Source organism: Rhizobium sp. 10PS4, from assembly GCF_032464805.1.
In the GTDB taxonomy this organism is placed as follows: domain Bacteria; phylum Pseudomonadota; class Alphaproteobacteria; order Rhizobiales; family Rhizobiaceae; genus Rhizobium; species Rhizobium laguerreae.
Window position 1 is genome coordinate 155,752 of sequence record NZ_JAWDIW010000015.1, and the last position, 13,251, is coordinate 169,002.

14 protein-coding genes are annotated in these 13,251 nt (G+C 61.2%); 11 read left to right on the forward strand and 3 right to left on the reverse strand.

Features of this window, described 5'->3' with window-relative positions; genetic code table 11:
* The first annotated feature begins 7 nt into the window (after positions 1-7).
* From RWJ89_RS27065 to ureG, 11 genes are all read left to right on the forward strand, one after another.
* Positions 8-313, forward strand: a complete 306-nt coding sequence (locus tag RWJ89_RS27065) for an urease subunit beta (protein WP_003542314.1) — start codon at positions 8-10, stop codon at positions 311-313.
* Positions 314-335: 22 nt separating this feature from the next.
* Entirely contained in the window at positions 336-743 is a 408-nt protein-coding gene (locus RWJ89_RS27070; protein WP_131639738.1) for a lysozyme inhibitor LprI family protein, read from the forward strand.
* Positions 744-759: 16 nt separating this feature from the next.
* The gene (locus RWJ89_RS27075; RefSeq protein ID WP_131639770.1) at positions 760-1,398 is read left to right on the forward strand and encodes a Urease operon accessory protein; all 639 of its coding nucleotides are present in this window, start codon (positions 760-762) and stop codon (positions 1,396-1,398) included.
* 11 nt (positions 1,399-1,409) lie between these two features.
* A complete protein-coding gene (locus RWJ89_RS27080) occupies positions 1,410-1,676 on the forward strand; it encodes an AbrB/MazE/SpoVT family DNA-binding domain-containing protein (RefSeq protein WP_017961742.1) in 267 nt (88 codons plus the stop codon).
* Positions 1,663-2,073, forward strand: coding sequence for a PIN domain-containing protein (locus tag RWJ89_RS27085; protein ID WP_077979099.1), 411 nt, complete (start codon positions 1,663-1,665; stop codon positions 2,071-2,073). Before RWJ89_RS27080 ends, RWJ89_RS27085 begins: the two co-directional genes overlap by 14 nt.
* 9 nt (positions 2,074-2,082) lie before the next feature.
* On the forward strand, positions 2,083-3,795 hold the full coding sequence (gene ureC / locus RWJ89_RS27090; protein WP_077979098.1) for an urease subunit alpha: 1,713 nt from the start codon (positions 2,083-2,085) through the stop codon (positions 3,793-3,795).
* A gap of 31 nt (positions 3,796-3,826) precedes the next feature.
* Positions 3,827-4,498: a TIGR02117 family protein gene (locus tag RWJ89_RS27095; protein WP_131665211.1), complete on the forward strand. Its 672-nt coding sequence runs from the start codon at positions 3,827-3,829 to the stop codon at positions 4,496-4,498.
* Between the two features lie 331 nt (positions 4,499-4,829).
* The gene (locus RWJ89_RS27100) at positions 4,830-5,693 is read left to right on the forward strand and encodes a GGDEF domain-containing protein (RefSeq protein ID WP_168284854.1); all 864 of its coding nucleotides are present in this window, start codon (positions 4,830-4,832) and stop codon (positions 5,691-5,693) included.
* A gap of 86 nt (positions 5,694-5,779) precedes the next feature.
* The gene (ureE, locus tag RWJ89_RS27105; RefSeq protein ID WP_131665209.1) at positions 5,780-6,358 is read left to right on the forward strand and encodes an urease accessory protein UreE; all 579 of its coding nucleotides are present in this window, start codon (positions 5,780-5,782) and stop codon (positions 6,356-6,358) included.
* A 6-nt stretch (positions 6,359-6,364) separates the two neighbouring features.
* A complete protein-coding gene (locus RWJ89_RS27110) occupies positions 6,365-7,036 on the forward strand; it encodes an urease accessory protein UreF (protein WP_017961736.1) in 672 nt (223 codons plus the stop codon).
* 90 nt (positions 7,037-7,126) lie between these two features.
* Positions 7,127-7,738, forward strand: coding sequence for an urease accessory protein UreG (gene ureG / locus RWJ89_RS27115; protein WP_003542294.1), 612 nt, complete (start codon positions 7,127-7,129; stop codon positions 7,736-7,738).
* A 19-nt stretch (positions 7,739-7,757) separates the two neighbouring features.
* Here the strand turns inward: ureG and RWJ89_RS27120 are convergent, their stop codons facing one another.
* The 3 genes from RWJ89_RS27120 to RWJ89_RS27130 all read right to left on the reverse strand — a co-directional run bounded on the left by RWJ89_RS27120 (position 7,758) and on the right by RWJ89_RS27130 (position 13,138).
* Complete coding sequence (locus tag RWJ89_RS27120; protein ID WP_131639735.1) at positions 7,758-8,441, reverse strand: Crp/Fnr family transcriptional regulator; 684 nt, start codon at positions 8,439-8,441, stop codon at positions 7,758-7,760.
* 167 nt (positions 8,442-8,608) lie between these two features.
* A complete protein-coding gene (locus tag RWJ89_RS27125) occupies positions 8,609-11,935 on the reverse strand; it encodes an efflux RND transporter permease subunit (RefSeq protein WP_131665208.1) in 3,327 nt (1,108 codons plus the stop codon).
* A 12-nt stretch (positions 11,936-11,947) separates the two neighbouring features.
* The gene (locus tag RWJ89_RS27130; RefSeq protein WP_131639733.1) at positions 11,948-13,138 is read right to left on the reverse strand and encodes an efflux RND transporter periplasmic adaptor subunit; all 1,191 of its coding nucleotides are present in this window, start codon (positions 13,136-13,138) and stop codon (positions 11,948-11,950) included.
* Positions 13,139-13,251 lie beyond the last annotated feature (113 nt).

Here is a 13,251-nt window from a genome sequence, read left to right on the forward strand (position 1 = left end):
GGACGAGATGATTCCAGGCGAAATCATTGCCGCAAGCGGCGACATCGAACTGAATGCCGGCGCGCCGACGGTGACGCTGGAGGTTTCCAATACAGGCGATCGGCCGGTGCAGGTCGGCAGCCACTATCATTTCGCCGAGACCAATGCGGGACTTTCCTTCGATCGCGCGGCGGCGCATGGCAAGCGGCTCGATATTCCGGCAGGGACGGCGGTGCGCTTCGAGCCGGGGCAGACGCGCTCGGTGACGCTGATCCCGCTTTCCGGCAAGCGCGAGGTTTACGGCTTCCGGCAGCTGGTGATGGGCAAGCTTTAAGAACAATAATCTGGAGGAATGCATGCGCTTGAATATCTGCCTCGTCGGGGCGGCGATGCTGCTGACGGCAGGTGCTGCCTCTGCTGAGGATATCGATTGCAACAGTCCCAAGACGCAATCGGACATGACGTCTTGCGAGGCGGCGCGTCATGAGGCCGCCGACAAGGCTTTGAATGCGCAATACAAGAAGACCCGCGCCGTCTTGGCAGCGATCGACAAGGACCTGGATGGCGACATGAAGGGCGCGGAGCAGGCGCTGGTCAAGGCGCAGCGCGCCTGGATCGATTATCGCGATGCCGAATGCGACGCCTTCGGCTTTCAGGCCCGCGGCGGCACGATGGAGCCGATGCTGGTTGCCGGATGCCTCGCCAACATTACGGATAAACGCACGAAAGAGCTGAAAGAGCTCGAAGATATGATGAGCAACTAGGGTGATCAGGAAGATCATGATCGTCGGCAATGGCGACATCGGAGAGGCAGAGGCTGGTGTCATCGATGCCGCCGATTTCGTCATCCGCTTCAATGACTGCCGCTCCTATGGGGCCGGCGGCAGCCGCACGGATGCCGTTGCGGTCTGCAACACCGGCAGGCCGGCAAAGGCGATGCTTGGTTCGCGTGAGTGGCGCGCCCATCCGGGCGTCGTGTCGGCCGGCGAAATCTGGAGCGTGCGCGACCCGGAAAAATTCGCCGCGATGCGGGCGCCGCTTGCCGTCTCGCATCCGGAACTCGACGATTTCTGCGACGACTATACCGCTGAGTTCAGCGCCTTCTGCGCAGACACCGGCAAGACGCACGTCATCATCGACAAGTCGATTCACGATGCCGTCGATGCAGCGATTTCGGCTTTTGATCCTCAGCCATACGTGGTGCCGAGCAGCGGCATGATCGTGATCGGCGAGGTGCTGGAGAGACGTGACGAGGCCGAGGTGACGCTCGCTGGCTTCGGCCATGTCGGCTGGGAATGGCATCCGTTCGCCGCCGAGCGGCAGCTGGTGGACCGGTATATCGACGAGGGGCGGCTTCGGCGGCTTGGGACAAACATTGCGGCATCCGGCAAAACGCCTTACATTTTGAACAAAAGGTAAGGAGACTTGTTATGGCGACATCGGCAAAGGTCACATCGAAAAATCAGATCACGCTGCCTGCAGGGTTGCGCAAGTCGTTGGACATTCATGCCGGAGACCGGATCGATTTCGTCGCGAATTCCAACGGCGTTTTCGAAGTTCGTGTGCTGAGAGAAAGTCTTGCCGACTTGATAGGAGTTCTGAAGAGCGACGAACCGGTTTCGGGCGATGACATTGAAAAATGGATCGCCGAGGCGCGCGGTGCAATGGCGACGGGATCATGGAATGCTGGGGATTGATACGAATATCCTGCTCAGGATCTTTCTCACCGATCTTTCCGAGGGGGACCACACGCCGGACCAGTTCGCCCTGGTTCGCGCTGCCGTTGTGGGGAGCCGCGAACCGTTCTTCGTCAACCATGTGGTCGTTGTCGAGACGATCTGGGTGCTTCGGCAGAAGCTGAAATACAGCAAGGAGGTCATTGCCGGGGTCATGACAAGGCTGCTGCACATGTCAAATGTAATGGTCCAGGACGCTGCGACCGTAGAGGCATCGTTGAGCAGCTTCATCGCATTTCCGGGCGATTTTTCCGACCATCTCATCGGCGAAATCAACAAGCGAAACGGCTGCCGCACGACCCTGACTTTCGACCGGGCCGCATCGAAATCTCCCAATTTTTCGGAACTCCAGAGGTAGAACCAGAATATGCCCTACAAGATCTCGCGCGCCGCCTATGCCGGCATGTTCGGACCGACCACCGGCGACAAGGTACGCCTTGCCGATACGGAGCTTTTCATCGAGATCGAGAAGGATTTCACCATCTATGGCGAGGAGGTGAAGTTCGGCGGCGGCAAGGTGATCCGCGACGGCATGGGACAGAGCCAGGTGACGCGGGCGGATGGCGCGGTCGATACGGTCATCACCAATGCGGTGATCGTCGATCATTCGGGCATCTACAAAGCCGATATCGGCCTCAAGGATGGGCGCATCGTCGCGATCGGCAAGGCGGGTAATCCCGACATGCAGCCGGGTGTCAACATCATCGTCGGCCCGGGCACGGAGGCGATCGCCGCCGAAGGCAAGATCGTCACCGCTGGCGGCATGGACAGCCATATCCATTTCATCGCACCGCAGCAGATCGAGGAAGCGCTGATGAGCGGCATGACCTGCATGCTTGGCGGCGGCACCGGTCCGGCACACGGCACGCTCGCCACCACCTGCACGCCCGGTCCCTGGCATCTCGCGCGCATGATCGAAGCGGCCGACGCCTTCCCGATGAACCTCGCCTTTGCCGGCAAGGGCAATGCCTCGCTGCCGGGGGCGCTGACCGAAATGGTGCTGGCGGGCGCCACCTCGCTGAAGCTGCACGAGGATTGGGGCACGACACCAGGCGCCATCGACTGCTGCCTGTCGGTTGCCGACGAATACGACGTGCAGGTGATGATCCACACCGATACGCTGAACGAAAGCGGCTTCGTCGAGGATACGATCGGCGCCATCAAGGGCCGCACCATCCATGCCTTCCACACGGAAGGAGCAGGCGGCGGGCATGCGCCTGATATCATCAAGATCTGCGGCCAGCCGAACGTCATCCCGTCGTCGACCAATCCGACGCGTCCCTATACGGTCAATACCATCGCCGAGCATCTCGACATGCTGATGGTCTGCCACCATCTGTCGCCGTCGATCCCCGAAGATATCGCCTTTGCCGAAAGCCGGATCCGCAAGGAGACGATCGCCGCCGAAGACATCCTGCACGATATCGGCGCCTTCTCGATCATCTCGTCCGATAGCCAGGCCATGGGCCGCGTCGGCGAGGTGGCGATCCGCACCTGGCAGACGGCCGACAAGATGAAGCGCCAGCGCGGCCGGCTGAAGGAGGAAAAAGGCGACAACGACAATTTCCGCGTCCGCCGCTATATCGCCAAATATACGATCAACCCGGCGATTGCCCATGGTCTCAGCCGTGAGATCGGCTCGGTCGAAGTCGGCAAGCGCGCCGACCTCGTGCTGTGGAATCCGGCCTTCTTCGGCGTGAAGCCCGATATGGTGCTGCTCGGAGGCTCGATCGCGGCCGCCCCGATGGGCGATCCGAACGCCTCGATCCCGACGCCGCAGCCAGTACATTACCGGCCGATGTTTGCCTCCTATGGCAAGAGCCTCACCAATTCCTCCGTCACCTTCGTCAGCCAGGCCGCGCTCGACGGCGGCCTGAAAGGCCGGCTCGGCGTCGCCAAGGAACTGGTCGCGGTGAAGAATACGCGCGGCGGCATCTCCAAGGCATCGATGATCCACAACGACCTGACACCCGAGATCGAGGTCGATCCGGAGACCTACGAGGTCAGGGCGAACGGTGAGCTGCTGACTTGCGAGCCGGCGACGGTGCTGCCGATGGCGCAGCGCTATTTCCTGTTCTAGGCCCACGTCCGATGTGTGATGGACGGCTGCGATGAGGACAGGTATCCGCTGGTTGTTGCGGATCGTATTCCTGCTCGTGCTTTCGGCGGTCTGCGGGACCCTTATTCCCCGGCCGCTGATTGCGCCGGTCAAGGCGTCATCTGCCGCAGTGACGCATCGGGTTCTGCTGCTGTCAGGCCCGATCCATACCGATATTGCCATTCCGCTCGACGCGGAAACGCGGGCTGCCTTTTCCTTCCTCGACAATACCGATTTTCCGCTCGGCCATCCGAGCGCGGAGTGGCTCATTATCGGCTGGGGCGGTCGTGCCTTCTATCTGGAAACGCCCACATGGGCGGAGCTGAAGCCGCTGCCGGTGTTGCGCGCGCTGACGATCGACCGTTCAGTGCTGCATGTGGACCTTGCTGGCCCTATCACCGAGCCGCAGCCCACCGTTACGGCATTCAATGTCAGTGAGGATCAATTAGCGCAGCTGCGCGACTTTATCTCCGAGAGCTTCGTCCGCGACGCGGGCGCGGTGGTGCCGATTCCGGGTGTGGGTTACGGCGAGATCGACCGGTTCTTCGAGGCCAGGGGATACTTCAACGCCCTCTTCGGCTGCAACACCTGGACTGCCGCTGCCCTGCGCTCGGCTGGGCTTCGAACAGGCATATGGAACCCGCTTCCACAAGCATTGCGATTGTCTGTTTCTGTCTACAATTGAAGCAGCCGTCGAGCCGGTCCGCTCTTAAAGGGAATTGTGAATAGCGCTCTCCATCTGGTTGTAAAAATCCGTGGAAAAACCGGTATTTTCTTCAGTTAAGCCATTCTGGAGCAACCGCGTCTGGAAGCTCTATAAATCCCTTTTATATCAATTATTTAACTGTCTCTCTGCGCTGTTCGATTCAGGGACTGGAAAGCTGCATCCTTTGCTAGAAAAATTCTGTCCACCAAAACGTCCAAAACCGTTCGAATTTTAACGAGTCAATTAAGACACCCGCAGCAATTGGGCTCTTATCAATGCCTGGAAACGCCGAGCAGGAAGGTTGATTCTCATGAGAAACTGGATTTCGCTGCAGGCCGATTTCGGCGATCTTCAATACCGCAGGAACGTCTATGTCTTCGCCCTGAAGATGGCTTTTCTTGCCGTTATTCTCTCAGGAGTCATTATCGCATTGACGATGCCATCGCTCGATCTTCTCGGGCTTCTACCGGTGACGCTCGCCCATGCAATCGGCTTCAGCGCGATCTTTTCCTGGCTGATCGGCGGTACCGTTTCCGGCATGCTGTCGCTGTTTGCCGGCTTTGCCATGCGCGATCTTGCGCTCTCGCGGGCGGAATTCGAAAAGCTCAGCCGCACGGATACGCTTTCCGGACTGCTCAACCGGCGCGCCTTTGCCGAGGCGCTTGAGAATATCGATGGCAACGCGTCCCTAGTGATTTTTGACGTCGATCGTTTCAAGACGATCAATGACCGCTTCGGCCATGGCTGCGGCGATGCCGTTATCGTCGCCGTTTCGGGCATGCTCACATCCGCCTTCGATGAGGTGTCCGTCGTCGCACGGCTGGGTGGGGAGGAGTTTGGTGTGATCCTATCCGGCGAGCCGCTGGAGGCACGGATGCAGCGTATTGAAGGTGTCCGGGCCCGGATCGCCGGCGGCGCCATCAAGGCCGAGGGGCACGATATCCGCATCACCGTTTCCGGCGGCATTGCCGATCTCGTCGCCGGGCGCAACAAGCAGGCGGTTTATGCCTCCGCCGACCGGGCGCTCTATCTCGCCAAGGCGCTCGGGCGCAATCGCGTCGTACATGAACGGGAAGGTCTTCATCACGCCTGGCACGGGCTCGTCGAGAACGGCGTCGACGGCGAGAACAGAGGCCCGGAGAGCGACAATGTGATGCAGGCTTACGGAATATAAAAGCCGAAGCCGGACGAAAGGCCATTGGTGCTTGCATCGGGAAGAGCTATTTTGCATGGTCGTCCTCTCAGAAAAACGGACATGTCATGCAGCGCGTCACCTCCTATCTTCCCGCCGGAACCCCTTCCTCCCACCCAATCGCCCAGGTCAAGCTGCCGCATGATCTGCGCCATCTGCGCCGCAAGCTGCTGCATCTGGAAAATGGTGAGATGGTCATGCTCGATCTCAAGGATCCGGTGCTTTTCGCCAATGGCGACCTGCTGGTGCGCGACGACGGCGAACTGATCGAGATCCTCGCCGCCGACGAGAAACTCTTCGAAATCCGCGGTCGCGACCGCACCCATCTGGTCGAGCTCGCCTGGCATCTCGGCAACCGGCATCTTGCCGCGCAGATCGAGGAAGACCGCATCGTCATCCTGCGCGATCACGTCATCCGCGCCATGCTGCAGGGTCTCGGCGCCGTCGTCCTCGAGATCGACGAGCCGTTCCAGCCGGCGCGCGGCGCCTATCATTCCCAAGGCGGGCATTCGCATGGGCATGACCACGATCACAATCATGACCACGGGCATGATCACGGCCATGACCACGATCACGAACATGGCTACGAGCATGAGCATGAGCACCGCCACGATCGCGGTCATGATCATGACCACAAGCACGACTGAGTCTTGATGACCAGGGATCGCGAGCTGCAGGCATTGCTGCGCCTGACGGCATGGCTCTCGCCGGCCTTTCCGATCGGCAGCTTTGCCTATTCGGGCGGGCTGGAGCGGGCGGTGGCCGACGGGCTCGTTACGGATGCGACCTCGCTTGCGGCCTGGATCGGCACGCTGGTCGGGAATGGGTCGGCCTGGAACGATGCGGTGCTTCTGGCCGAAAGCCACAGGCAACAGGCAGAACCCGCACGCCTTGCCGAAGTCGCTGCACTCGCCGAGGCGCTGGCCGGATCACGCGAGCGGCATCAGGAAACGATGTTGCTCGGTGAGGCTTTCCTCGCAGCGGCGCGGGCCTGGCCCGACGGGGTGTTCGAGCGGCTACCTGACAGGGTCGCGTATCCCATTGCGGTCGGGGCGGTGACGGGCGCCCATGGCATAGGGCCCGAGAAGGCGCTCGCCGCCTTCCTGCATGCCTATGTCTCACAAGCGGTTTCATCAGGTATCCGCCTCGGTGTCGCCGGGCAACGGGATGGCCTCGCCGTTCTTGCCGGTCTGGAAGACCGTATCGCGGAGGTCGCCCGGCGGGCGGCAGCCTCGACGCTCGACGATCTGGGTTCGGCGACAGTGCAGGCCGATATTGCCAGCCTGCGCCACGAGACGCAGGCGACACGGCTGTTCCGTTCGTGATTGTCCGAAATTATCGCTGCGGCTGCGTCATTTGACGGTGGCGCGGGCGGGCGGCTTCGTTATCATCGGGGTTCGATTGGAGTAAGGCACATGAAATCGAGAAACGGTCCTTTGCGTGTCGGCATTGGCGGGCCGGTCGGCTCGGGCAAGACGGCGCTGACCGAAAAGCTCTGCAAGGCGATGCGCGACGATTATTCCGTCGCCGTCGTCACCAACGATATCTACACGACCGAGGATGCCGAGGCGCTGGTGCGGATGCAGGCATTGACTTCGGACCGCATCGTCGGTGTCGAGACGGGCGGCTGCCCGCATACCGCCATCCGCGAGGATGCGACGATCAATTTGCAGGCGATCGCCGGCCTTAACCAGCGGATCCCCGATCTCGACGTCGTCTTCATCGAATCCGGCGGCGACAATCTGGCAGCGACCTTTTCGCCCGATCTTGCCGATATCACCATCTATGTCATCTCCGTCTGCCAAGGCGAGGAAATCCCGCGCAAGGGCGGGCCTGGCATCACCCGGTCGGACCTGCTCGTCATCAATAAGAAGGATCTGGCGCCTTATGTCGGCGCCGATCTCGAGGTCATGGACCGGGATGCAACCCGCATGCGTGCGAGCCGCCCCTTCGTCTTCTCCGACATGAAGCGCGGCGACGGCGTCAGCTCGATCGTCAGCTTCCTCAGGGAGCAGGGCGGGCTTTAAAGCGGGATGGTTTTGGCGATCAGATCTGCCGCAGCACTTTGACGTCGCGGACGGCGATTGCCCGGCCGCGCACCGTGACACCCTTCGTCTTCAGCGCCGAGAAGGCGCGCGAAAGCGCCTCCGGTGCGAGGCCGAGTTTGCGGGCAAGCAGATTTTTCGGAAAGGGCAGCCGCAGCGAAGCGGTCGCACCGTTCTCGATGCAATGGGTCAGCAGATAGTTAGCCACGCGCTGCGGCGCGGTCTGCATGCGGTCGCTTGCCAGGCATTCCATCGTCGAGATCAGATGCAGCGACAGGCTGCGCATGATCGCCTTGCCGATCCGCGGCTGCTCATCGAGCAACAGCCGGACCTTGGCGATATGAAAGCACGCCAGCACGGCATGATCCATCGCCTGCGCGCCGTAACGATAGGTTTCGTCGGCGTGGATCAGGCATTCGGCGAAACTGTCGCCGGGCTCGCAGATGCGGATATCGGCCTGCCTGCCGTCGCCCTTGTGACGATAGAGCCTGACATAACCGCTGAGCATGCAATAGAAATAGGCCGCCTTGTCGCCCTCCTCGAAGAGAACGGCGTGCGGGTCGCAGAGGAGAACGGTGGCGCAGGCGCGCAGGGCTTCAGCCTCGTCGTGGTCGAGCCCGGCCATGAAGTCAGCCTTGGCGAGCACAGCGGCCTCATGGCCGTCGAATGTCGGCGTTCTGTTCATCTCCCGGTCCCCTGATATGGCGGTCTTTTCAATTCCTTATGCCTGCCGGGCAAAATACGGGAAGGAGACGGCGATGGAATTGATTTTGGTCAACCGTCAGAGATGAATGAAAAAAAGCGAAACGGGCCGGGAGATCGCTCCCGGCCCGTTCAATTCCTCGGCTTTGCTTATTCAGCCGCGAAGGGCGGCAGGCGCAGCACGTTGGTGTCGTTGCCATTGGCGGTCTTGCGTTTGCTTTCCGGCTTTTCGATCGCGGTCAGGCGCTCCTCCAGCGAGTCGATGTCGCCGCGGTTCTCCCGGGTGACGCGGGTGAGATCCTCGCGCGACAGCGGCAGTTCCTCGTCGTCCTTCCTGCCGACCAGGCGGCCGAAAGCCCAGCCGAGCAGGCGGGAGAGGTCGTCCATGATCAGGAAGAAGGAGGGCACGACGACGAGCGAGAGCACTGTCGAAACGATGATGCCGCCGATCACCGCGATCGCCATCGGCGCGCGGAATGAGCCGCCTTCGCCGACACCGAGAGCGGAAGGCAGCATGCCTGCCGACATGGCGATCGAGGTCATGATGATCGGCCGGGCGCGTTTGCGGCCGGCTTCGACCATGGCCTCGACGCGGGCCATGCCTTGATGGCGCATCTCGATTGCGAAATCGACGAGCAGGATGGCGTTCTTGGTGACGATACCCATCAGCATCAGGATGCCGATCATGACGGGCATCGACAGCGGATTGTTGGTGAGGATCAGGCCGGCCGCGACACCGCCGATGGCGAGCGGCAGCGAGAACAGGATGGTGAAGGGCTGGATCACGTCCTTGAAGAGCAGGATCAGCACCGTCAGCACCAGCAGCAGGCCCATCAACATGGCGTTGACGAAACTCTGCTGCATCTCGGTCTGCACCTTGGTGTCGCCGCTTTCTGCAAGACGCACGGAAGCCGGAATATTGGCCCCATTGACTATCTCGCGGAAGCGGGCGGAGGCTGTGTCGAGTGCGACGCCCTGGGGCAGATCCGAACCGATCGAGACGACGCGGTAGCGGTTGTTGCGCTTGATCGAGCTTACGCCTTCCGAATAGTCGATATTGGCGACGCTCGCGAGCGGAACGGTGCCACCGTTGGCGGTCTGGATCTTCAATGTCCTGATGGCCGCGAGATCGCGACGCATGTCGACTGCGGCCTGGACCCGGATCGGGATCTGGCGATCGTCGAGCGAGATCTTGGCTAGGGCGGCATCGACATCGCCGATGGTGGCGACGCGGATCGTCTCGGAGATCTGCTGCGGCGTGATTCCGAGGCGGGCGGCCTCATCCATGCGCGGATGAACCTGCAGTTCCGGACGGGGCAGCGAGCCGTCGGCGCTGACATTGGCAAGCAGCGGATCGGCGCGGAGCTTGGATTCCAGAATGCCGACGGCGTCGTTCAGGTCCTTGTCGTTCTTGGAGAGGAAGTTGAAGGAGAGGTCGCGTTCGCCACGGTCATTGAGCTTCAGGATACGGACATCGGGAATGTCGCGCAGCTTGGCGAAGACTTCCTTTTCAATATCCCATTGCGGGCGTTCACGGCCGTGGACTTCCACTTTCGGCAGCATCGGGCCGACGACCGGTATGTCGCCGAGCACGTCGTTGACCACCTTCTTGACGAGCGATTGATCGAGCTTGTGAAGCGCGAGCGTGATGGTCGCACGGCGCAGTTCGAGATCGCCCTTCGGCGACGCGCCGCCGAGGACGAAGACGCTTTCGACGCCGTTGATGTCCTTGACCCTGTCATAGATCGCATCCGTCGTCTTCTCGGTATCGTCGAGCCGTGCATTGGGCGGCAGCTCGACGGAGAGAACGATGCGTGAGGCATCTTCCGGCGGCAGGAAGCTGCCGGGAACCTGCATCAGCAGCAGAACAGAGCCGGCCAGGAAAGCGAATGCGACAATCAGCGTGGCATAACGCGTGTACCAGCGGCCGGTCGTGCCACGTATGAGACGCGTGTATCCCCGCATCAGCAGGCCATCATTGTCGTGATGGTCTTCCATGCCGTCTTCGGCGCGCATGAGATAGGCGGCCATCATCGGGGTGATGAGGCGCGCGACCATCAGCGAGAAGAAGACCGAGAAGGCGACGGTCAGGCCGAACTGGATGAAGTACTGGCCCGGAATACCCGGCATGAAGGAAACGGGCACGAAGACGGCGATGATCGTGAAGGTGGTGGCGATGACGGCAAGACCGATTTCATCGGCCGCTTCGATCGCCGCCCGATAGGGCGTCTTGCCCATCTTGATGTGGCGGGCGATGTTTTCGATTTCCACGATCGCATCGTCGACAAGAATGCCGGTCGCAAGCGTCAGCGCGAGGAAGCTGACGAGGTTCAGCGAGAAGCCCATCATGTCCATGATCCAGAAGGTCGGGATCGCGGACAAGGGTAGGGCGATTGCCGAAATCAGCGTCGCACGCCAGTTCCTGAGGAACAGGAAGACGACGATGACGGCGAGCAGCGCACCTTCGAGCAGCGTATGAATGGCGGCTTCGTAGTTGCCGTAGGTGAAATAGACCGAATCATCGATCAGTTCGATCTTCACATTCGGGTTTTCGGCTCGCACCTTGTCGAGATTCTGCGCCACGGTTTCGGCGACGCTGACTTCGCTGGCGCCCTTCGAGCGGAAAACGCCGAAGGTAACGACCGGCGTAGCGTTGAATCTCGAGAAGGATTTAGGCTCCTCATAGGTGTCCTTGATAACGCCGAGATCGGATAGTTTGACGAAGCGGCCGTTCGGCAGGCCAATGGTCGTATTGGCGAGGTCAGCGACGTTGCGGGCGTCGCCGAGAACACGGATCGCCTGTTCGCTGCCCGCCACCTGGCCGCGGCCCGAACCGAGGTCGATGTTGGTGCCGCGCAGCTGCTGGTTCACGCTCGCGGCAGTGATGCCGTAGGCATTGAGCTTGTCAGGGGTGAGTTCGATACGCACTTCGCGCTCTGCGCCGCCGTAACGGTCGACGCGGCCGATGCCGGCCTGTCCTTGCAGCGAACGCTTGATCGTGTCGTCGACGAACCAGGAAAGTTCTTCCAGCGACATGGCAGGCGAGGAAACGGCGAAGGTCTGGATCGCCTGTCCCTCGACATCGACCTTGGAGACGATCGGTGCTTCGGCCGTTGCCGGCAGGTCGCTGCGAATGCGGTCGATCGCATCCTTGGTGTCCTGGACAGCCTGCTCCGTCGGCACTTCCATCCGGAACATGACGTTTGTCTGCGAGCTGCCGTCGGTCACCGTCGACTGGATTTCGTCGATGCCGGTGATGGAGGCGACCGCGTCTTCGATCTCCTTTGTAACCTGCATTTCGAGCTCAGCCGGCGAAGCGCCGCTCTGCGTCACGCTGATCGAAACGAGCGGCACGTCGATGTTTGGAAAGCGCGTGATCGGCAGCGTATTGAAGGACTGCATGCCGATGAACATCAACAGGCAGAAGGTCAGGAGCGGCGCGATCGGATTTCGAATGGACCAGGCTGAAAAATTCATCGGATGGTCTCTTTAGTTGGAAGCCGGGGGCTGTTCACGCACCGGTGTGATGTGGTCGCCGTCGCGAACGTAGGCGCCCGCCTTGGCCACGACCTCGTCGCCGGTCTTCAATCCTTCTATGATCTCGACATAGGCACCGTCCTGGATGCCGGTCTCGATCTTGGCGAATTTCACCACACCATCCTCGACCTTGCGGGCGGAGGAGCCTTCATTGCCGGTGAGCACTGCGGTCAGGGGAAGCGCTACGCCTTCAGTCTCGCGGACGATGATCTCGGCGCTGCCGTACATGCCGGAACGCGCCTTGCTGTCATCATCGATGGAGATATGAACGAGGCCGAGGCGGGTGACGGGATCGACGGTCGGCGAAACCAGACGCACGGCGCCGGAAAGTCTCTCGCGGCTACCGGAAAGCGAAATCGTCGCCTTCTGGCCAGCCATCACCCTGACGATATCGCTTTCGGCGATTTCGGCGACAAGCTCGATATCGCCGTTGCGGATAAGCGTGAACATCGGGTCGCTGGTGCCGGCAGCAATGGCGCCGACCTTGGCGTTCTTTGCCGAGATCGTGCCGGCGACCGGCGTCTTCACATCGGTGCGCGCCAGCTTCAAATCCGCATCTGCGATCTGGCTGTCGAAGACCTTGAGATCGGCTTCGGCGACCTCGATCGCCTGTTCGGCAGAGACGACACGGGCGTTGGCGGCGGCGGCAGTCGCATCGGCCTGTTCGACCTGGGCGGTGGAAACGGTACCCTTCTTGACCATTTCCTGAGCGCGAGCCTGCTGCTGCCTCGCCTGTTCGGCATTGGCCTGTGCCTCGATGAGTTGGGCGCGCAGTTGGGCGAGGCTTGCCTCGCCTTTGGCCCTCGTCGCCATCATCTGGCTCTTCTCCAGCACCAGCGCGTCATCGTTGAGCGTCGCCAGCGTGCTTTCGGCCTGAACCTTGTCGCCGACATCGGCTTTCAATGTTCGGATCGAGAGGCCTTCGACCTGCGGCTGGATATAGACTTCCTCGACGGGCTTGACCGTTCCTGTGCCGATGACACGGTCGACGAGGGTGCGGTTCACCGCCGTGGTGACGACGATCGCCGGCAGGTTCTGCTGCGGCTTTGCGACCGGCGTTTCTTGCGAAAAAGCGGTGGATGCAGCAAGTGCCGCTGCAAAAAGAGTAGAAGCGCCTAGAATTCCAATTGGCTTGCGTGCCATGCGTCTTCGTCCAATCTTATGATAAGGTTGGCCGAACTCGAGCGTCTGCCACTCAGCGCGCGATCAGGCCACTGCCCTTCCTGCATTCTCAGAGGTATCCGCCGATCCTTTGC

What these genes read in the sequence shown, in the direction of transcription:
- RWJ89_RS27080 (WP_017961742.1), top strand. Translation starts at nt 1,410, where the DNA reads ATGGCGACATCGGCAAAGGTCACATCGAAAAATCAGATCACGCTGCCT.
- ureG (WP_003542294.1), top strand. Translation starts at nt 7,127, where the DNA reads ATGAAATCGAGAAACGGTCCTTTGCGTGTCGGCATTGGCGGGCCGGTC.
- RWJ89_RS27065 (WP_003542314.1), top strand. Translation starts at nt 8, where the DNA reads ATGATTCCAGGCGAAATCATTGCCGCAAGCGGCGACATCGAACTGAAT.
- RWJ89_RS27095 (WP_131665211.1), top strand. Translation starts at nt 3,827, where the DNA reads ATGAGGACAGGTATCCGCTGGTTGTTGCGGATCGTATTCCTGCTCGTG.
- RWJ89_RS27130 (WP_131639733.1), bottom strand. Translation starts at nt 13,138, where the DNA reads ATGGCACGCAAGCCAATTGGAATTCTAGGCGCTTCTACTCTTTTTGCA.
- RWJ89_RS27070 (WP_131639738.1), top strand. Translation starts at nt 336, where the DNA reads ATGCGCTTGAATATCTGCCTCGTCGGGGCGGCGATGCTGCTGACGGCA.
- RWJ89_RS27120 (WP_131639735.1), bottom strand. Translation starts at nt 8,441, where the DNA reads ATGAACAGAACGCCGACATTCGACGGCCATGAGGCCGCTGTGCTCGCC.
- RWJ89_RS27125 (WP_131665208.1), bottom strand. Translation starts at nt 11,935, where the DNA reads ATGAATTTTTCAGCCTGGTCCATTCGAAATCCGATCGCGCCGCTCCTG.
- RWJ89_RS27100 (WP_168284854.1), top strand. Translation starts at nt 4,830, where the DNA reads ATGAGAAACTGGATTTCGCTGCAGGCCGATTTCGGCGATCTTCAATAC.
- RWJ89_RS27075 (WP_131639770.1), top strand. Translation starts at nt 760, where the DNA reads ATGATCGTCGGCAATGGCGACATCGGAGAGGCAGAGGCTGGTGTCATC.
- RWJ89_RS27085 (WP_077979099.1), top strand. Translation starts at nt 1,663, where the DNA reads ATGCTGGGGATTGATACGAATATCCTGCTCAGGATCTTTCTCACCGAT.
- ureE (WP_131665209.1), top strand. Translation starts at nt 5,780, where the DNA reads ATGCAGCGCGTCACCTCCTATCTTCCCGCCGGAACCCCTTCCTCCCAC.
- RWJ89_RS27110 (WP_017961736.1), top strand. Translation starts at nt 6,365, where the DNA reads ATGACCAGGGATCGCGAGCTGCAGGCATTGCTGCGCCTGACGGCATGG.
- ureC (WP_077979098.1), top strand. Translation starts at nt 2,083, where the DNA reads ATGCCCTACAAGATCTCGCGCGCCGCCTATGCCGGCATGTTCGGACCG.